The organism is Phenylobacterium sp., assembly GCF_031181185.1.
In the GTDB taxonomy this organism is placed as follows: Bacteria; Pseudomonadota; Alphaproteobacteria; order Caulobacterales; family Caulobacteraceae; genus Phenylobacterium.
In genome coordinates this window covers 7,577-25,994 of the sequence record NZ_JAPSKZ010000036.1, presented here as the reverse complement: position 1 = coordinate 25,994, position 18,418 = coordinate 7,577, and the positions used below count along the sequence as shown (strand labels likewise).

Annotated in this window: 21 protein-coding genes and 2 pseudogenes; 16 read left to right on the top strand and 7 right to left on the bottom strand. The window is 70.2% G+C overall.

Going from position 1 to position 18,418, the window contains the following annotated elements; genetic code table 11:
• On the top strand, positions 1 to 291 hold a 291-nt coding region (locus RIF93_RS06635), incomplete at its 5' end, for a hypothetical protein (RefSeq protein WP_309089649.1).
• A gap of 345 nt (positions 292 to 636) precedes the next feature.
• Here the strand turns inward: RIF93_RS06635 and RIF93_RS06630 are convergent.
• Entirely contained in the window at positions 637 to 1,191 is a 555-nt protein-coding gene (locus tag RIF93_RS06630; protein ID WP_309089647.1) for a hypothetical protein, read from the bottom strand.
• Between the two features lie 206 nt (positions 1,192 to 1,397).
• On the opposite strand from RIF93_RS06630, the pseudogene rplU reads away from it, so the two are divergent.
• The 15 genes and pseudogenes from rplU to RIF93_RS06555 all read left to right on the top strand — a co-directional run.
• Positions 1,398 to 1,898: pseudogene (rplU, locus tag RIF93_RS06625) on the top strand (50S ribosomal protein L21); the annotation flags it as partial.
• A 212-nt stretch (positions 1,899 to 2,110) separates the two neighbouring features.
• Positions 2,111 to 2,386 carry a 50S ribosomal protein L27 gene (gene rpmA, locus RIF93_RS06620; protein ID WP_309089645.1) on the top strand — a complete coding sequence of 92 codons (276 nt, stop codon included), beginning with the start codon at positions 2,111 to 2,113 and terminating at the stop codon, positions 2,384 to 2,386.
• Positions 2,387 to 2,525: 139 nt separating this feature from the next.
• Positions 2,526 to 3,050: a GNAT family N-acetyltransferase gene (locus RIF93_RS06615; RefSeq protein ID WP_309089643.1), complete on the top strand. Its 525-nt coding sequence runs from the start codon at positions 2,526 to 2,528 to the stop codon at positions 3,048 to 3,050.
• Between the two features lie 23 nt (positions 3,051 to 3,073).
• Positions 3,074 to 3,643: a biotin transporter BioY gene (locus tag RIF93_RS06610; RefSeq protein WP_309089641.1), complete on the top strand. Its 570-nt coding sequence runs from the start codon at positions 3,074 to 3,076 to the stop codon at positions 3,641 to 3,643.
• A complete protein-coding gene (gene obgE, locus RIF93_RS06605; protein ID WP_309089640.1) occupies positions 3,640 to 4,683 on the top strand; it encodes a GTPase ObgE in 1,044 nt (347 codons plus the stop codon). The genes RIF93_RS06610 and obgE overlap by 4 nt, the downstream gene beginning before the upstream one ends.
• Positions 4,684 to 4,699: 16 nt before the next feature.
• Positions 4,700 to 5,839 carry a glutamate 5-kinase gene (gene proB / locus RIF93_RS06600; protein WP_309089638.1) on the top strand — a complete coding sequence of 380 codons (1,140 nt, stop codon included), beginning with the start codon at positions 4,700 to 4,702 and terminating at the stop codon, positions 5,837 to 5,839.
• Positions 5,840 to 5,855: 16 nt separating this feature from the next.
• A complete protein-coding gene (locus RIF93_RS06595; RefSeq protein WP_309089636.1) occupies positions 5,856 to 7,412 on the top strand; it encodes an aldehyde dehydrogenase family protein in 1,557 nt (518 codons plus the stop codon).
• A complete protein-coding gene (locus tag RIF93_RS06590; protein ID WP_375163848.1) occupies positions 7,412 to 8,080 on the top strand; it encodes a nicotinate-nucleotide adenylyltransferase in 669 nt (222 codons plus the stop codon). The genes RIF93_RS06595 and RIF93_RS06590 overlap by 1 nt, the downstream gene beginning before the upstream one ends.
• A gap of 80 nt (positions 8,081 to 8,160) precedes the next feature.
• A complete protein-coding gene (rsfS, locus tag RIF93_RS06585) occupies positions 8,161 to 8,565 on the top strand; it encodes a ribosome silencing factor (RefSeq protein WP_309089651.1) in 405 nt (134 codons plus the stop codon).
• The gene (gene rlmH, locus RIF93_RS06580; RefSeq protein ID WP_309089634.1) at positions 8,562 to 9,026 is read left to right on the top strand and encodes a 23S rRNA (pseudouridine(1915)-N(3))-methyltransferase RlmH; all 465 of its coding nucleotides are present in this window, start codon (positions 8,562 to 8,564) and stop codon (positions 9,024 to 9,026) included. The genes rsfS and rlmH overlap by 4 nt, the downstream gene beginning before the upstream one ends.
• The gene (locus tag RIF93_RS06575) at positions 9,026 to 9,874 is read left to right on the top strand and encodes a peptidoglycan DD-metalloendopeptidase family protein (RefSeq protein WP_309089632.1); all 849 of its coding nucleotides are present in this window, start codon (positions 9,026 to 9,028) and stop codon (positions 9,872 to 9,874) included. Before rlmH ends, RIF93_RS06575 begins: the two co-directional genes overlap by 1 nt.
• 73 nt (positions 9,875 to 9,947) lie before the next feature.
• Positions 9,948 to 11,342: a S41 family peptidase gene (locus RIF93_RS06570; RefSeq protein ID WP_309089630.1), complete on the top strand. Its 1,395-nt coding sequence runs from the start codon at positions 9,948 to 9,950 to the stop codon at positions 11,340 to 11,342.
• 130 nt (positions 11,343 to 11,472) lie between these two features.
• Positions 11,473 to 12,597 carry a divergent polysaccharide deacetylase family protein gene (locus RIF93_RS06565; RefSeq protein ID WP_309089628.1) on the top strand — a complete coding sequence of 375 codons (1,125 nt, stop codon included), beginning with the start codon at positions 11,473 to 11,475 and terminating at the stop codon, positions 12,595 to 12,597.
• The gene (locus tag RIF93_RS06560) at positions 12,594 to 13,082 is read left to right on the top strand and encodes an RNA pyrophosphohydrolase (protein WP_309089626.1); all 489 of its coding nucleotides are present in this window, start codon (positions 12,594 to 12,596) and stop codon (positions 13,080 to 13,082) included. Before RIF93_RS06565 ends, RIF93_RS06560 begins: the two co-directional genes overlap by 4 nt.
• A gap of 72 nt (positions 13,083 to 13,154) precedes the next feature.
• Positions 13,155 to 13,907: an alpha/beta hydrolase gene (locus RIF93_RS06555; RefSeq protein ID WP_309089624.1), complete on the top strand. Its 753-nt coding sequence runs from the start codon at positions 13,155 to 13,157 to the stop codon at positions 13,905 to 13,907.
• Here RIF93_RS06555 and sugE read toward each other — a convergent pair.
• The 6 genes and pseudogenes from sugE to RIF93_RS06525 form a co-directional block, all read right to left on the bottom strand.
• Positions 13,904 to 14,227, bottom strand: a complete 324-nt coding sequence (gene sugE / locus RIF93_RS06550; protein ID WP_309089622.1) for a quaternary ammonium compound efflux SMR transporter SugE — start codon at positions 14,225 to 14,227, stop codon at positions 13,904 to 13,906. The two genes, RIF93_RS06555 and sugE, sit on opposite strands and share 4 nt — an antisense overlap.
• Before the next feature lie 72 nt (positions 14,228 to 14,299).
• Positions 14,300 to 14,971 (bottom strand): hypothetical protein, encoded by a 672-nt coding sequence (locus RIF93_RS06545; RefSeq protein WP_309089620.1) that lies wholly within the window; start codon positions 14,969 to 14,971, stop codon positions 14,300 to 14,302.
• Positions 14,972 to 15,069: 98 nt separating this feature from the next.
• Positions 15,070 to 15,333 carry an ATP synthase F1 subunit epsilon gene (locus RIF93_RS06540; RefSeq protein WP_309089618.1) on the bottom strand — a complete coding sequence of 88 codons (264 nt, stop codon included), beginning with the start codon at positions 15,331 to 15,333 and terminating at the stop codon, positions 15,070 to 15,072.
• Positions 15,334 to 15,339: 6 nt separating this feature from the next.
• Positions 15,340 to 16,872 carry a F0F1 ATP synthase subunit beta gene (gene atpD / locus RIF93_RS06535; protein ID WP_309089616.1) on the bottom strand — a complete coding sequence of 511 codons (1,533 nt, stop codon included), beginning with the start codon at positions 16,870 to 16,872 and terminating at the stop codon, positions 15,340 to 15,342.
• An 18-nt stretch (positions 16,873 to 16,890) separates the two neighbouring features.
• Positions 16,891 to 17,763 carry a F0F1 ATP synthase subunit gamma gene (locus RIF93_RS06530; protein ID WP_309089614.1) on the bottom strand — a complete coding sequence of 291 codons (873 nt, stop codon included), beginning with the start codon at positions 17,761 to 17,763 and terminating at the stop codon, positions 16,891 to 16,893.
• A gap of 31 nt (positions 17,764 to 17,794) precedes the next feature.
• Positions 17,795 to 18,418, bottom strand: a pseudogene (locus RIF93_RS06525) (F0F1 ATP synthase subunit alpha); the annotation flags it as partial.

Sequence of the window (18,418 nt, the reverse complement as noted above, 5' to 3'; positions counted from 1 at the left end):
GCCATCGCCGACGCCGTCGTCGAGCGCCTTGCCCAGGGCGCGCCGCTGTACGTCATTGCCCAGGACCCGGCGCTGCCCTGCCTGATGACGCTCTACAACTGGATGAACCGCCGCCCGGACTTCGCCCGCGATGTGATCTTCGCGCGCGACGCCCACCTCGACGCCGTCGGCGCGCACGGCTGGGCGCTGGCCCAAGCCGCCACGCCGGACACCGCCCGCGAGATCGAGCGCCTGCTCGGCGGCCTGCGCGCCCGCGCCAACGCGTTCGCGCCGCGGAAGGCGTGGGGCTGAGACCTAGATGTCATCCCGGAAGCGCACGGCGCTTGTCCGGGACCATAAGCGCCGCATCGCCGAGGGAGGCCTCGATCGATCGGCGTCGATGGGTTCCGGTCGGAGTTCACCCTCGGGCGGCGCTCGCCGGACCCGGGGCCTGCGGCGAAACCGGATGACACTCCGGGAAATGGGCGCAAGCCCGGCATCCTCACGGGATGCTGGCGCTCCTTGAGTCCATGGTCAGATGCGAGCCTGTCTCTCCGAGTTGGTCAAGGCTCGCGCCTCCGGCGCGACCGCGCCGCGGCGGCCCTGCGGGCCGGCCTTGAGCAGTTCGGAGAGACAGGCAGACTGGCTGCCATGGGTTTAAGGCGGAGTGGGATCGCCTTCTGCAGCGTCGCGGCTCTCGAACGGCCAAGGGCGGAGCGGACGTCCAAGTATTCGATCACGCTCACGGTCGAACGACGCCCAAGCATGCCACATCCTTGTACGAGTGATTACCGACCCATCCTGCCACTTCGGGGCACCCTGCGCGGCCGCCCGTATGCGTTCGACAAGAAACTCAGCATTCATCCGTGCTTCAATCAGGAGCTCGACAGCTTCGGGGCTCGGCATATCCTTCAATGAGACCTCGCGAAAAGGCGCGAGAACTGAATCAACGGCGGCGGGCTGGATGTGCGAATTGGCCCAGGCGCGTACATCCTTACCTTCTATGCCCTTCTCGAAGGCGTCATAGTAAAGCAGCGCGTTCCGGCTCGCCTGACGTGCGATTTCTAAGGGCGCAGCGATCCGTTCTCGCTCCGCCCGTTGAAGGCGACGAGTCTCGGCAACGGTTATCCAAAGCGCGATAAGCGTCCCGACGGTCTGTACCCATGCTGCGGTGGTGTCAGCGAATGGCCCTTCCTTCATGATTGTGCCCACGAGGACGCCAATCGCCAGTAGCGCCAAAACGCCCCAGAGAAGAACCGATCTAAGTTTCCGGCCCACTTTGGACGAACCTAGCGCCATCCCCACCCCGCCGTTGACTCAGCGGCCTTCCCCTGTATAACCGCGCCCTCTTGCGCTCCCGGGTCGCCCCGGGGGCGTAAACACGCTTTCAATCAAGAAGAAATACAAAGGCGCGAACGATGTACGCGGTGATCAAGACCGGCGGCAAGCAATACCGGGTCCAGCCCGGCGACCTGCTGATCGTCGAAAAGCTGGACGGTGAGCCGGGCGCGAACGTCGCGTTTGGCGAGGTGCTGATGCTGGGCGACGGCGAGACCGTCACCGTCGGCGCGCCGCTCGTGGATGGCGCTTCGGTCGCCGCGACCCTGATCGAGACCCGCAAGGGCGAGAAGGTGAAGATCTTCAAGAAGATCCGCCGCCAGGGTTATCGCCGCACCCGCGGTCACCGCCAGGCCGAGTCGGTCCTGCGCGTCACCGCGATCGCCGCCAACGGCAAGGAAGCCAAGTGGGACGGCAAGGTCGACCTGACGACCAAGGCCGAGCTGGACGCCCGCGCCCGCGGCTTCGACTTCGCGACGCTGAACAAGCCGAAGAAGGCCGCTCCGGCCGCCGCCGAAGCCGCGCCGGCTCCGAAGGCCGCCGCGAAGAAGGCCGCCCCGCAAGCCGAGACCGCTGAAGAAGTGGTCGAGGATCCGGCGGTGAAGGAAGCCATGGCCTCGGCCGAGGTGAACGCCCCGGTCGAAACCGAAGCCAAGAAGGCCGCGCCGAAGAAGGCCGCCGCCCCGAAGGCTGAAGGTGAAGCCAAGAAGCCGGCGGCCAAGAAGGCCGCCAACAAGGATGAAGGCGCCGCCGAGTAATCGGCCGGGCCTGTAAGAGAGAGTAGGAGCACACAATGGCTCACAAGAAATCTGGCGGCTCCTCGCGCAACGGGCGCGACTCCGCGGGTCGCCGTCTCGGCGTGAAGAAGTTCGGCGGCGAAGCCATCAACGCCGGCGGCATCATCGTGCGTCAGCGCGGCACCAAGTTCTGGCCGGGCGAGAACGTGGGCATGGGCAAGGACCATACCCTCTTCGCGCTTGCCACCGGCGCCGTGAAATTCGTCACCAAGCGCAACAACCGTACCTACGCGACGGTGGTGCCGGCGACCGAGGTGATTGCTGCCGAATAGGCGGAACCCCTCCAACCGGTTCCGCCCATCCAACTGAGGCGGACCGGAAAAGACGATCCTAGCGGGGAGTCCGGTCAGCCGGGCTCCCCGCTTTCGTTTTGGGCCTCGCGATCAACGACGGGGCCGGGAGGGTAGAAAGATGTGCGCGGTCGAAGTGGCCCCTGCGATCGGGACCGACAGGCTGATCCTGCGGCGTCCGGTGATCTCGGACGCCGGCGAACTCTGCCAGCTGGCCAACGACCTGGGCGTGGCCGGCATGCTGTCGACCATGCCCTATCCGTACGCCCCCAAGCACGCGGACGAGTTCCTCGCCCGCGCGCCGAACTGGCGCGAGCCCAACTTCGCCATCGAGCACCGCGAGTTCGGCTTCATGGGCATGATCGGCTTCTCGGAGAAGCAGCCCGGCCGGCTGGAGATCGGCTACTGGCTGGGCCGGCCCTTCTGGGGCCGCGGCTATGCGACCGAGGCCCTGATGGCGGCGCTCTCGTGGATGAAGACCGACTGGCGGCGCAACGTCGTGTGGGCCGGGCACTTCACCGACAACCGGGCCTCCGGCCAGGTGCTGGTGAAGGCGGGCTTCCTCTACACCGGCGACGTGGAGCTGCGCGACTGCGCCGCCCGCGGCGAGAAGGTCCCCAGCCGCATGATGGTGTGGCTGGCCTGACGCTCGTGGTATCCGCTCACCCCATGGCCGCCGCCCTGCCCCTGTCGCTCGCCACCGCCTCGTTCACGACGCGGATGGCCGCGGTCGTGGCCGGTGCGGCGGTGATGGCGGCGGCCTCACAGGCGGCGATCCCCGCGCCGGTCGCGCCGATCACCCTGCAGACCTTCGCTCTGTTCGTGCTGGCCGGCGTGCTGGGCGGATCCCTGACCCTGCGCGCAGTGCTGATCTGGCTGGCGGCGGCGGCGATCGGCCTGCCGGTGCTGGCGGAGGGCGCGGGCGGGCCGGACGCGCTGTTCGGCCCGACGCAGGGCTATCTGTTCGGCATGGCGGTGGCCGGGGCGCTCGCGGGCTACGCCTGCCAGCGGCGGGGCGGGTTTGCGGCCCACGTCGTGATCTTCCTGTTGGGCCACGCGCTGGTGCTGGCCATGGGCTTCATCGGACTGCTGGACCGCATGGACGCGGCCTCGGCACTTGCGGGCGGCGTGCTGCCGTTCCTGCCCGGCGCGGCGGTGAAGTCGCTGGCCGCGGCGGGCGCATTGCGCCTCGTGGCGCTGGCCCTGAAGTCCCGCGCCGAGGTAAGGGCAGGCCCATGAAGTTCCTGGACCAGGTGAAGATCTACGTCCGCTCGGGCAATGGCGGCGCGGGCGCCGTCTCGTTCCGGCGCGAGAAGTACATCGAGTACGGCGGCCCCGACGGCGGCGACGGCGGGCGCGGCGGCGACGTGTGGATCGAGGCGGTCGAGGGCCTGAACACCCTGATCGACTACCGCTACCAGCAGCATTTCCGGGCGGGCACCGGCGTGCACGGCATGGGCCGCAACCGCCACGGGGCGGCCGGGGAGGACGTGGTGCTCAAGGTCCCCGTCGGCACCGAGGTGCTGGACGAGGACAAGAACCTGATCGTCGACATGGACGAGGCGGGCAAGCGCGTGCGCCTGCTGAAGGGCGGCAACGGCGGGTTCGGCAACACCCACTTCAAGGGGCCCGTGAACCAGGCGCCCCGCCACGCAAACCCTGGCCTGCCTGGCGAGGAGATGGCGATCTGGCTTCGGCTGAAGCTGATCGCCGACGTGGGCCTGGTGGGCCTGCCGAACGCCGGCAAGTCGACGTTCCTGGCGGCCGCCAGCGCGGCCAAGCCCAAGATCGCCGACTATCCGTTCACGACGCTGGCACCCAACCTGGGCGTGGTGGACCTGTCGGTGGGCGAGCGGTTCGTGCTGGCCGACATCCCGGGCCTGATCGAGGGCGCGCATGAGGGCGCCGGCATCGGCACGCGCTTCTTGGGTCACATCGAGCGCACCGCGGTCCTGGTCCACCTGGTGGACGGAACGCAGGACGACATCGTTGGCGCATGGAAGACGGTGCGCCACGAGCTGGAAGCCTATGGCGAGGACCTGCACGAGAAGCCCGAGATCCTGGCGCTGAACAAGATCGACGCCCTGGACGAGGAAACCCGCGCGGCGAGGCAGGCCGAACTGGCCGAAGCGGCCGGGACCGAGGTGCGTCTGGTCTCGGGCTTCACCGGCGAGAACGTCACGGAACTGCTGCGTGAGGCCTACGGCTTGGTCCGGCAGCGCAAGGCCGAGGTCGCCGAGGAGGAACGGGCGCAGTCCGAGGAGGGCTGGCAGCCCTGAGCGAGCGGGAGCGAGCATGGTCATGACGACCGACCTTTCGGCCGCCAGACGGATCGTGGTGAAGGTCGGCTCGGCCCTGCTGGTCGGGCCGAGCGGCGCCGCCCATTCCGACTGGCTGGCCGACTTCGCCGCCGATCTCGCCCGGCTGCGCGCCCGCGGCCAGCAGGTGGTGGTGGTGAGCTCGGGCGCCGTGGCCCTGGGCCGCCGGCGCCTGGGCCTGTCCAAGCGCGCGCTGTCGCTGCCTGAGAAACAGGCCGCCGCGGCCGCCGGACAGTCGGCCCTGATGCGGGCCTGGGAGGAGGCGCTGGAGCCGCATGGCGCCGCCTGCGCCCAGGTGCTGCTGACCCGCGACGACACCGAGGTGCGCCGGCGTTGGCTGAACGCCCGGGCCACCGTCGAGACCCTGCTGTCCCTGGGCGTCGTGCCGGTCGTGAACGAGAACGACACCGTCGTCACCGAGGAGATCCGTTACGGCGACAATGATCGGTTGGCCGCCCGCGTGGCCCAGCTGGTGGGCGCCGATGTGCTGGTGCTGCTGTCGGACGTGGACGGCCTCTACACCGCCGATCCCCGCAGGGACCCCGCCGCGCAGCACATTCCCCGCGTGGCCCGCCTGACGCCCGAGATCGAGGCCATGGCCGGCGGCGCGAACGCCGAGACCGGTGTCGGCACCGGCGGCATGGCCACCAAGATCGCCGCCGCCCGCATCGCCTCGGGCAGCGGCTGCGCCACCATCGTCACGGTGGGCAGCCGCCAGAAGCCGCTGGCCGCGGTCGAGGCCGGCGAACGGGCGACCGTCATCGAACCGGCGACGACGCCCGCGGCGGCCTACAAGGCCTGGATTGCGGGCTCGCTCGCCCCCGCCGGCGTGCTGACGGTCGACGCCGGCGCCGCCGTCGCGGTGCAGCGGGGCAAGAGCCTGCTCGCCGCCGGCGTGCGGCGCGTCGAAGGCCGCTTCGACAAGGGCGACGCGGTCATCGTCCGAGACGAGGCCGGCCGGGAGATCGCGCGCGGGCTGGTCCGTTACGAGGCCGAGGACGCCCTGAAGATCTGCGGGCTGAAATCCGAGGCCATCGAGGCGGCGCTGGGCTACACCTCGGGGCCGATGATCCATGCCGACGATCTCGCGCTGGCCCAGGTCCACGCGGCGGAGTAAGGCTCACCTTGAGCAAATGGGGTCGGCGGTGGACGACGGAGCGGGCAAGCGGGCGACGGGCCGGCTGGAGGCTTTGAGCCCCGGCCAGGCGATCCCGTTCGGCGGCGACCGCGTCGCGTATGTCACCCCGCAGCTGGCGGCAGCCTTCAGGCCCGGCGACCGGCTGCTGGTCGCCGACGGGGCCCTATTGCACCTGCCGGCCCAGGAACACGCCCGGGCCGAGGCCGCTGTCGGCCGCGCGGCCGAAGCGTTCGCCCGCATGGGCGAGGTGAGCGACGCCGCCATCACCGCCTTCTTCGAGGCCTTCGCCACCCGGCTGGAGGACGAGGGCTGCTGGTCCGCCATCGCCGCCGCCAACGCCCGCGACGTAACCCAGGCCCGGGACCGCGGGCGTTCGGTCACGCGGCTGCAGGTCACCGAGGCGATGCGCGCGGACATGGTCGCGGGCCTGCGGGCTTGGCGCGACATGCCGGCGGCGCGCGGCCGCGTGCTGGAGCGCATCGAGCACCCCGGCTGGACGGTGGAGCAGGTGGTCGCCCCCCTGGGCGTGGTGGGCTTCGTCTTCGAAGGCCGGCCGAACGTCTTCGCCGACGCCACCGGCGTCATCCGCACCGGCAACACGGTGGTTTTCCGGATCGGTTCGGACGCCCTGGGCACGGCGCGGGCCATCGTCGCCGAGGCGCTGCAGCCGGCCCTCGCCGAAGCCGGCCTGCCGGCGGGCGCGGCGGTGCTGGTGGAATCGGCCGCGCACGCGGCCGGCTGGGCCATGTTCGCAGACAGCCGCCTCTCGCTGGCGGTCGCCCGCGGTTCCGGCCCAGCGGTGGCCCAGCTGGGCGCCATCGCCCGGCAGGCGGGCACGCCGGTCAGCCTGCATGGCACGGGCGGCGCCTGGATGGTGGTGGACGACAGCGCCGATGCCGAGCGCTTCTACGCGGCCGCCTATCATTCGCTGGACCGCAAAGTCTGCAACACCCTGAACGTCTGCTGCATCGTGGCGAGCCGGGCCGACGAGCTGGTCCCGGTGTTCCTGGAAGCTCTCCGGCAGGCGGGCAAGCGTCGTCGCGGCGCGAAGCTGCACATGGCCGAGGCCGACTTCCACCGCCTGCCGCCAGAGTGGCGGCAGAAGACGATGGTGCTGCGGCCCGAGGGCCCGCGCGAGGAGCCGATGGCCGAGCCCATCGCCGACGCCGACCTCGGGACCGAGTGGGAGTGGGAGGAGACCCCCGAGGTCAGTCTGAAGGTCGTGGCCGACGTGGCCGAGGCGGTCGCCCTGTTCAACCGGCACAGCCCGCACTTCGTGGCCGCCCTGATCGCCGAGGATCCGGCCGCGCACCGGCGCTTCTTCGAAGCGGTGGACGCCCCGTTCGTCGGCGACGGCTTCACACGCTGGGTGGACGGTCAGTATGCCCTGAACCGGCCCGAGCTCGGCCTCTCCAACTGGGAGCACGGCCGCCTGTTCGCCCGCGGCGGCGTGCTGGCGGGCGACGGCGTCTTCACGGTCCGGGCGCGGGTCACCCAGACCGATCCGCACCTCGATCGCGCGAACGCGCCTACCCCGCCCAGGCAGGCTTGATGGCGCGCATGTGGTTCGCAGGGCCGGCCCGGCGCCCGCCGGCGGCCGGTCGTCCGAAGGCGCTCCGCCTGGGCTTCACGCTCGAGCCCGGCATGCGGGTGGGCCTGTTCGGCGGCTCGTTCAACCCCCCGCACGAGGGCCACGCCCACGTGGCCGAGACCGCCAAGCGCCGGCTGAACCTCGACCGGGTCATCTGGCTGGTCTCGCCGCAGAACCCGCTGAAGTCGCGCGACGAGACCGCGGACCTCGCCGAGCGCGTCGCCCAGGCCCGGGCGCTGGCCCGCGGGCCGGGCATGATCGTCTCGGACCTCGAGAGCCGCCTGGGCTCGGCCTACACCATCGACACCGTGCGGACGCTGAAGGCCCGCTTTCCCGGCGTGAAGTTCGTGTGGATCATGGGCGCCGACAGCCTGGCGGGCTTCCACCGCTGGCGCGGCTGGACCCAGATCATGCGCGAGACGCCGGTGGCGGTGGTTTCCCGTCCCTGGATCTCGCTCAAGAGCCGCTTCGCGCCGGCCGCCCGGCGGTTTGCGGCCTTTCGCCTCCCCTCGCAGCAGGCCCGCACGCTCGCCGACCGCGAGCCGCCCGCCTGGGTCTTCCTGTTCGGGCGCTTCAACTTCCAGTCCTCGACCCAGCTTCGGGAACGTCTGCGCCGCTCCAGGTCTTGAAGTGTTCGTGAGGCCGGCTGACCGGGCGCGCGGCCCGTGCTAGGGTCTTTCACGAGCGAGGACACAAAGGAGCAACCCCGCTGCAACGTGAACATGCGCCAAGCGCGCAGCCGGAGCCCGGCTCCGGCGACGACCAGGGGCCCATCGGCGCCCTGGAAGACCTGATCCTGGCCCGTCTCGACGAAGACAAGGCGCAGGACGTCGTACTCATCGACCTCAAGGGCAAGAGCCCCGTGGCCGACGCACTCGTGGTGGCGTCGGGCCGGTCGCAGCGCCATGTCGGCGCCATGGCCGACCACCTGCTGCGCGCGCTGAAAGAAGCGGGCTACGGCAAGTGCCGGATCGAAGGCATGCCGCATGCCGACTGGGTCCTGATCGACACCGGCGACGTCATCGTCCACCTGTTCCGGCCGGAAGTCCGCAGCTTCTACAACATCGAGAAGATCTGGTCGGTCGAGACCGGCGGGCACCGCGCCGCGGTTTGAGGATCGGCATCGTCGCGATCGGCCGGCTCTCGCGCTCTCCGGAGACGGAGCTCGTGAAACTGTACGTCGAGCGCGCCACGAACGCCGGCCGGCCCCTGGGCCTCGGCCCCGTCGAGGTGGTGGAGGTCGAAAGCCGTAAGCCCGGCAAGGCGGCGGAGGCCGAAGCCCTCCGCGCGCACCTCTCCGACAGCCACGTCGTCGCCTGCGACGAACGGGGCGCGGCCCGCTCGTCCCGCGCCTTCGCCGACGAGCTGGCGACCTTGCGTGACCGCGGCGTCCGCCGCCTCGTGTTCCTGATCGGCGGCGCCGACGGGCTGGACCCGGACCTAGTCGCCCAGGCCAACGGCAAGCTGGCCTTTGGGCCGCAGACCTGGCCCCACGCCCTGGCGCGCGCCATGCTGTCGGAACAGATCTACCGGGCGGTCTCAATTCTGGCCGGATCGCCCTATCATAGGGACTGATGCGCGGGCGGATCCTCATTGCAGCGGGCCTTACGGCGGCGGCGCTTTCCGCAGCAGCCGTCGCCGCGACCAGCGACCAGCTGGCGCGCCTGAACCTCGCCGAGACCGAGATCTCCGCTGAACAGGCCGCCACGCGCCACCAGCTGGCGCGCCTGCTGTCGGTGCTGGAGCAGCTGGAGCGCGACCCGCCGCCGGCCTTGCTGGTCTCGCCGGAGGACGCCAAGGACGCTGTGCGGGCGGCCATCCTGGTCAAGGCGATCACGCCCGAACTGCAGGCCCGCGCCCAGAGCTACGCCCAGGACGCCGGCGAGGTGATGCGCCAGCGCCGGCTGGCCGCCGTGCAGAGCGAGGCGCTGTTCGAGCGCGAGAGCCTGGCGGCCGAGGCCCTGCCCGAGCCGGAGTCCAACGCCGGCCTCGCGCTGCGCGGGCCGGCCACGAGCCTGCCGCCCGGCGTGCTGCGGGCGCCCGCAAGCCTGATGCAGCCGGCGCCCGGCGCCATCGTGCGGCGGTTCGGCGATCCGCTCGCGGGCGGCGGCCGGTCGAACGGCCTGACCCTGACGGCGGCCCGCGGCGCCCGCGTGGTCAGCCCCGGCGACGGCCTTGTGCAGTACGTGGGCCCGGTGAAGGGCTGGGGCGTCATCCTGATTTTAAGACTAGCGGGCGGCTATCATCTCGTGTTGGCTGGCCTCGAAAGAACGTCGGTCCAAGTCGGACAATCCGTCGCGGCGGGTCAGCCTGTCGGATGGGCGGCCGATGGTCGACAATCGACCTCCGAGCTCTATCTCGAGGTGCGTGAGCAGGGTTCGCCGGTCGATCCGGGCCGGTGGTTGAACAAAAACGCGGGCTGAGCGCTGCCTTAGGGAAGCGTCGGGGGCCTGTCAGACAGCGGCGCAAGCCGCGTAGGGGAGCCTGAGGAAGGCGATGAAGAAGTACCTCCTGATCGGCGCGTCCGCGTTTGTTCTGGGCGCCGGGTCCATGGCCTACGTGAGCCAGCAGGCGCTGGCCTCCGCACAGCCGCGGGCCAAGACCTACCGGATGCTCGGCCTGTTCGGCGACGTGCTGAACACCGTCGAGAACCAGTACGTCACGGAGGTCGACGACACGAAGCTGATCCAGGCGGCGATCGACGGCATGCTGACGTCGCTCGACCCGCACTCGGGCTATCTCGATCCCTCCGATTTCGACGACATGCGCGACCAGACGCGCGGCGAGTACGGCGGCCTGGGCATCGAGGTCACCACCGAGGACGGCGTGGTCAAGGTGATCTCGCCGATGGACGGCACGCCGGCCTTCAAGGCCGGCATCAAGGCTGGCGACTACATCACCGCCGTGAATGGCGAGAGCGTGCTGGGCCTGTCGGTGAACGATGCGGTCAAGCAGATGCGCGGCCGACCGGGCGAGGCGGTCACCCTGACCATCGCGCGCGAGAAGTCCGATCCGTTCGACGTGAAGCTGGTCCGCGAGGTCATCAAGCCGAAGTCGGCGACGGCCCGGATGGAGGGCGACTACGGGATCCTGCGCATCGGCAGCTTCAACGAGAAGACGACCGACGAGGCGGAAGAGGCCTTCTTCGAGCTGAAGGCCAAGAACCCCAAGATGAAGGGGCTGATCCTCGACCTGCGGAACAACCCGGGCGGCCTGCTGGACCAGGCGGTCGGCGTGTCGGACCTGTTCCTCGAGGGCGGCGAGATCGTCAGCCAGCGCGGCCGCGACCCGCGTGACGTGGAGCGCTACAACGCCCGGCCGGGCGACATCACCGGCGGCCTGCCGATCGTGGTGCTGATCAACTCGGGCTCGGCCTCGGCGGCCGAGATCGTCGCCGGCGCCCTGCAGGACCGCAAGCGGGCCGAGCTGGTCGGCCTGACCAGCTTCGGCAAGGGCTCGGTCCAGACGGTGATCCCGCTGCGCGGCGGCATCGACGGCGCCCTGAAGCTGACGACGGCGCGCTACTACACGCCGTCGGGCCGCTCGATCCAGAAGACCGGCATCGAGCCGAACCTGGAAGTCGCGCTGACGCGCGAAGAGGCCCAGGCCATCGCCAACCGCAGCTACCAGTTCTCGGAGGCCTCGTTCCGCAACGCGCTGAACGCCGACGAGGGCAAGGTGCGCCGCGGGGCCCACGAGCCGGCGGAAGCGCCGCCCGAAGCCTTCGACGAGAAGAAGGACTTCCAGATCGCCCGCGCGATGGACGTGCTGAAGTTCGGCTCGGTGGCCGCGACGCCCAAGCTGCCCAAGCCGCAGCCGAAGCTGGCCGGCATCATCGCGAAGGAGAAGGTCGCCGTGGTGAAGCCGCCGCCGACGACGACCCAGAAATAAGCTTTCGAAATAGCCACTTGGCGCACGAGGGGGGCCCCGTAAGGAGCCGCCCTTCCTGTTTGCGGGGCCCTGCGATTGATGGCCCGTTAACCATGTTGCGCGAGGCTCGGGACCGAAGGAGCGTCCGCGCGTGGCGAACATCGCACTGCCCCAGCTGAAGCCGCCGGCCATGGACATCGGCCGCCTGCTGAAAAGCCCCAAGCTGGGCGTCGGCGCGGCCGGCGTGCTGTTCGCCGGCGCCGCGTTCGCCCTGATCCAGATGCTGGGCCCGTTCCAGGGCGGAAGTCCCCGTGCCAAGCTCTCGCTGGAGGCGGCCTTCAGCGCCGCCCCGCCCGGCTGGCGCGAGGCCCTGAAGCCCGCCGCCGGCCCGGTCACCGCCCAGCCGGACGTGGTTCGCCTGTCGGAACGGCCGCTGGCGCCGCTGGCGGCCGCGGACTGGCACGCGCCGAGCTCGCCCGCCGTCCGCAGCCTGGCCGGCGGCGCCCTGCCGCCCGCGCCCATCGCCGGCTTCTTCGCGCCGGGGCCCGGCGGGCCGCTGCCGATCATCGCCCAGGACGGCCGCACGCCGGCCGAGGTCTATGCGCGGCCCTTCACGTCGAACGGACGCCCGAAGATCGGCCTGGTCGTCGGCGGCCTCGGACTGAACGCCCGCGCCACCCGCCAAGCGATCGAAACCCTGCGGCCAGAGATCACGCTGTCGTTCGTCGTCTATGCCGAGGGGCTGCAGGGCTGGATCGACATGGCTCGCGCCCACGGCCACGAAGTGCTGCTGGAGACGCCGCTGGAGCCGCTGGACTATCCAGACAACGACCCCGGCCCGTACACCCTGATGGCCGACGCGCCGCCGCCCGAGACGGTGAAGAAGCTGGAGTGGATCCTGTCGCGGGCGACCGGCTATTTCGGCCTGACCAACTACCTCGGCTCGCGGTTCCTGACCGACGACCGGGCCTATGAGGCGCTGGCGAGTTCGCTGCGCGCCCGGGGTCTCGCCTTCATCGACGACGGCGCGGCCGTTCGCCGGGGCGGGAACCTGCCCCGCGCCACCGCCGAGCGGGTCATCGACGACCAGCTCTCGGCGGCAGCCATCGACCAGCAGCTGCTGGCGCTCGAAGCCGGCGCCCTGCAGCGCGGCCAGGCGCTTGGCTCGGGCTTCGCCTATCCAATCACCCTGGAGATGATTGCGCGTTGGGCGAACGAGGTGGAACAGAGGGGCTACCAGCTGGCTCCCGCCTCGGCGCTCATGACCCGCAAATGACCGACCTTTCGCGCTACCGCCCCAACGTCGGGGTGGTGCTGTTCCACCCTGACGGCCGGGTCTGGTTCGGACGACGCGCCGGCACGCCGGAGCCGCACAACTGGCAGTTCCCGCAGGGCGGCGTCGACGAGGGCGAGGACCTAGAGGCCGCCGCGCGGCGGGAACTGGCCGAGGAGACGGGAGCGACGACGGTCACCTACCTGGCCCGCACCGACGGCTGGATCGTCTACGACTTCCCCGAAGGCTGGGGCGGCTCCAAGGCCTGGCGCGGCTTCAAGGGGCAGAAGCAGGTGTGGTTCGCCTTCCGCTTCGACGGGGAGGAGGCCGAGTTCGACCTAGCCGCCCACCATGAGCCCGAGTTCGACGCCTGGCGCTGGGGCTACCTGGCCGAGGCGCCCGACCTGATCGTGCCCTTCAAGCGCCCGGCCTACGAACAGGTGGTCCGCGCGTTCGCCCCGTTGGCCGCGACGAACGGCGCCGGTTGAAACTCTCGACGCCTGCCCGGGGTTTGCGGCTACACTGCCCCTGAGCAACGGCTCCGGGGGGAGCGAGGCGGAATGACAACTGTGGTGATGGCGCACGGCGCCTTCTGCGGCGCGTGGGCCTTCGAGCGATTCCGCGCGCCGTTCGAGGCCCGCGGCTGGCGGGTGGTCGCGCCCGACCTCCGGGGCCATGGCGCGCACGGCGGCGTCGCCGGGCTTTCCATGCGCGATTTCGCGGACGACTTGGCGGGGCTGTGCCAGGAGCTTCCCGAGGCGCCGGTTCTGATCGGCCATTCGCTAGGCGGGCTGGTCTGCCAGATGGCGGCGCGCCGGGTGCGGCCCCGCGCCATGGTCCTTCTGGCGCCCTCGCCGCCTTGGGGCGTCGCCGGGAGCAGCGTCGAGGAGGCGGTGACGGCCACGGCGGTGGGTCTGCTCGATCCGTTCTGGTCCGGAGCCGTCGCACCCGACCGGGCGCTCATGCGCAGCCACAGTCTCAATCGCGTGCCGAAGGCTTACGCCGACAAGATCCTGGCCCGCATGGGGCCAGAGAGCGCCCGCGCCCTGCGCGAGACGCTGAATTGGTGGCTCGACCCGTTCATGACCACCAGCGTGGGCCCGGGGCCCCTGCCGGCGCCGACGCTGGTGATGGCGGGCGGCCGCGACGTGGTGCATCCCGCCGCGACTGCGCGGCGCACGGCCGAGCGGATCGGCGCCGTCTATCGCGAGATGCCGCAGATGAGCCACTGGCTGATCGGGGAGACGGGCTGGGAGGACGTGGCCGCCCTGGCTCTGGATTGGCTCGGGAACCTCGACCGCGCCGCGGCCTAGGCGTCCTTGGTCAGCAGCTTCAGGCCCAGGATGCCGGAGAGGATCAGGCCCACGCAGGCCAGCCGCGCCACCGTCGCGGGCTCCTTGAAGAGGATGATGCCGAGGATCACGGTCCCGGCGGCGCCGATGCCCGTCCAGACCGCATAGGCCGTCCCCAGCGGCAGGCTGCGGACGGCGACGCCCAGCAGGCCCATGCTGGCGATCAGGCTGACGGCGGTGAAGATGGTGGGGCCGATGCGGGTGAAGCCTTCGGTGTACTTCAGCCCCACGGCCCAGCCGATCTCGAACAGGCCGGCGAAGAAGAGGATGACCCAGGCCACGTTGGACCTCCCGATACGAAGAAAGCGCCGGTGGGCCCGGCGCTTTCAAAGATAGTGACCTGAAGGCCGAGCTTAGAACTTGCGCTCCTGATACTGGAACGTCGCCAGGTCGTAGGCGCGGTTGACGGGAGTGTCGTCCGGCTTGCGCACCACGGAGATGTTGACGCCGATCGACTGGTTCGACGCGACGTGCTCCCACGAACGGCGGACGCGCTTCAGGCCGTCTGGATCCTGGGGCTGGGTGTAGTTCGCGGTGGGATCCAGCGGCGGCTGCTGCACGAAGGCCCAGACATTCAGGGCCTGGGTCAGCGGCGCGTCCTGCCCGTGGGCGAAGCGGACCTCGCCGAAGCAGGAGTCCTTGTTCGAGCCCTGCGGGAACAGCACGATCTGGTAGGCCTTGTGGCCGCCCAGGGGCTTCGCCCACGTCATGTCGCGGCGGTTCTGCTTAAAGCCGTTGGCCTTGGCGAGATCGTCCAGCTTCTGGCCGCGCACCGCGGGCTTGCAGACGGTCTCGAGCACCGAGAGCAGGGCCGCGCCGTCGCCGCTCGTGGGAAGGGCCGGGGGCGCCTGAGGCGCAGCGGCCGGAGCCTCAGCGGCGGGTGCTTGGGCGGCGGGAGCCGCAGCCGGCTGCTCCGCGGCGGGCGCCGGCGTGGCGGGTTGGGCGGCGGGCTGAGCTTGATCCTGGGCTTGGGCGGCGGTGGCGAGGCCCGCGGCGAGGATCAGGCTGGAGATGGCGAGACGCATGGACGGTTCCCCTGACTTCAGGCCGCGCATCAAACTTTAGCGCGGCGCCGGAGGCAAGGCCCCATGGCGCCCAGTTTGCGGCGGATTTTCTTTTGCTTTTACGCAGCTTCCGATGCGTGCTCGGCCAGGATGGTGAGGCCGTCCGGCGTCACGTCGGCGAAACCGCCGCGGACGTCGTAGACCGTCACCTTGCCGTCGTGGTGCACGCGGACTTGGCCTTCCTTCAGGGTGGTCATGAAGGGGGCGTGGTTGGCCAGCACGCCGAAGTCGCCTTCCGACCCCGGCGCGTCGACCTGGTCCACCAGACCCGAGAACAGTTCGCGCTCGGGGGAAACCAGAGAGAAGTGGAGCTTGTCGGCCATCTGCCCTTACGCTTCCGCCGCCAGCTTCTCGGCCTTCGCGACGGCCTCTTCGATGGTGCCCACCATGTAGAAGGCGGCTTCCGGCAGGTGGTCGTACTCGCCGTCGCAGATCGCCTTGAACGAGCGGATGGTGTCCTTCAGCTCGACGAACGCGCCGGGCGTGTTCGTGAACTGCTCGGCCACGTGGAACGGCTGCGACAGGAAGCGCTGGATCTTCCGGGCGCGAGCCACGGTAAGCTTGTCCTCTTCCGACAGCTCGTCCATGCCCAGGATGGCGATGATGTCCTTCAGCGCCTTGTACTGCTGCAGGATCTCCTGGGTGCGGCGTGCGACCTGGTAGTGCTCCTCGCCGATCACCAGCGGGTCCATGATCCGCGAGGTGGAGTCCAGCGGGTCCACCGCCGGGAAGATGGCCTGGGCGGCGATGTCGCGGCTCAGCACGGTCGTGGCGTCCAGGTGGGCGAACGACGTGGCCGGCGCCGGGTCGGTCAGGTCGTCGGCGGGCACGTAGATGGCCTGGACCGAGGTGATCGAGCCCTTGTTGGTCGAGGTGATCCGCTCCTGCAGGTTGCCCATCTCGGTGGCCAGCGTCGGCTGATAGCCCACGGCCGAGGGGATGCGGCCCAGCAGCGCCGACACTTCGGCGCCGGCTTGCGTGAAGCGGAAGATGTTGTCGACGAACAGCAGCACGTCCTTGCCTTCCACGTCGCGGAAGTACTCGGCCTGGGTGAGGCCGGTCAGGGCGACCCGGGCTCGGGCGCCGGGCGGCTCGTTCATCTGGCCGTAGACGAGGGCGCACTTCGAGCCCTCGGTCGAGCCGTTGTTCTTCTTCGGGTCCACGTTCACGTTGGACTCGATCATCTCGTGGTAGAGGTCGTTCCCTTCACGGGTTCGCTCGCCCACGCCGGCCAGCACCGAGTAGCCGCCGTACGCCTTGGCGATGTTGTTGATCAGCTCCTGCATCGTCACGGTCTTGCCGACGCCGGCGCCGCCGAACAGGCCGATCTTGCCGCCCTTCGTGTAGGGGCACATCAGGTCGATGACCTTGATGCCCGTGACCAGCACTTCGGCCGAGGTGGACTGCTCGGCGAAGCTGGGGGCTTCGCGGTGGATCGGAGCGCGTTCGGTGGTCGCGATCGGGCCGGCTTCGTCGATCGGCTCGCCGATGACGTTCATGATGCGGCCGAGCGTAGCCGGGCCGACCGGCACGCGGATGGAGTCGCCGGTGTCGACCACCGGCTGGCCGCGCGTCAGGCCCTCGGTCGTGTCCATGGCGATGGTGCGCACGGTGTTCTCGCCGAGGTGCTGGGCGACCTCAAGCACCAGCCGGAACGGCGCGCCGGTCCGTTGGTCGGTGTTGGTGGTCTCCAGCGCGTTCATGATCGCCGGCAGGTGGCCTTCGAACTCCACGTCGACGACGGCGCCGATGACCTGGACGATCCGGCCAGTGGCGATGCCCTTGGCGACCGGGGGTTGCGCGTCGGCGGCCTTCTTGGCCGGAGCGCGGCGGGCGGGCTTCTTGGTGGCGGCTTCAGACATGACGGGCTCTTTCGGTGACTAGATCGCCTCGGCGCCGGAGATGATCTCGATCAGCTCCTTGGTGATCTGCGCCTGGCGTGAACGGTTGTATTGCAGGGTGAGGCTGGCGATCATGTCGCCGGCGTTGCGAGTGGCGTTGTCCATCGCCGTCATCTGCGCGGCGAAGAAGCCCGCCTGGTTCTCCAGCATCGCGGAGAACAGCTGGGTCGTGATGTTGCGCGGCAGCAGGGTCTCGAGGATCTCCTCCTCGCCCGGCTCGTACTCGTAGCTCGCGCCCTTCAGGTCCAGCGGCGCGCCGCCCTCGGCCACTTCGGCCGGGATCAGCTGGCGGACCGTCGGGGTCTGGGTGACCACCGACTTGAAGCTGGAATAGACGAGGTGGACGACGTCCACTTCGCCGGCCGCGAACATGTCCTGGATCTTGGCCGAGACCTCTTCGGCCACGGCGAGCGACGGGTTGCCGCCCGCCTCGTACGAGGCGATCAGCCGGTCGCCGGCCAGGCGGCGCAGCTGGTCGCGGGCCTTGCGGCCGATGGTCAGGACGCGGACGTCCTTGCCCTCGTTCGTCAGGCTGTTGATCCGGTCGCGCGCGGCGCGGACGATCGAGCTGTTGAAGCCGCCCGCCAGGCCGCGGTCCGAGGTGGCCACGACCACCAGGTGGCGGCGGTCCGAGCCCGTGCCGACCAGCAGCTTGGGCCCGCCGTCGCCGGACACGCCGGCGGCGAGGTTGGCGATGACCGCCGCCATCCGCTGGGCGTAAGGACGCGCGTTCTGCGCGGCGTCCTGCGCCTTCCGCAGCTTGGCGGCCGCCACCATCTGCATCGCCTTCGTGATCTTCTGCGTGGCTTTCACGCTTCCGATCCGATTGCGCATCTCCTTGAGGCTGGCCATCGCCGGCTACTCGCTCCCGGTCAGCGCGCGGTTAGGCGAAGGATTCGGCGAAGGCGGCGAGGGCCGACTTCAGGCGATCTTCGACGGGGCCGAGGTCCTTCTTGGTGCGGATCTCGTCCAGGATGTCCTGGTGCTTGGCGTGCATGTGGGCCAGCAGCTCGGCCTCGAAGCGGCCGACCTGGGCGGTCGGCACCTTGTCGAGGTAGCCGCGGGTGCCGGCGTAGACGCTGACGACCTGCTCCTCCACCGCCAGCGGCGAGTACTGCGGCTGCTTCAGGAGCTCGGTCAGGCGTTCGCCGCGCGCCAGCTGGCGCTGGGTCGCCACGTCGAGGTCCGAGCCGAACTTCGCGAAGGCGGCCATCTCCCGGTACTGGGCGAGCTCGCCCTTGATCGGGCCGGCCGCGGTCTTCATCGCCTTGATCTGGGCCGACGAGCCCACGCGCGACACCGAGATGCCGACGTTCACCGCCGGGCGGATGCCCTGGAAGAACAGGTCGGTCTCGAGGAAGATCTGGCCGTCGGTGATCGAGATCACGTTGGTCGGGATGTAGGCCGAAACGTCGTTGGCCTGCGTCTCGATGATCGGCAGGGCGGTCAGCGAGCCCAGGCCGTTGTCCTCGTTCAGCTTCGCCGCTCGCTCCAGCAGACGGGAGTG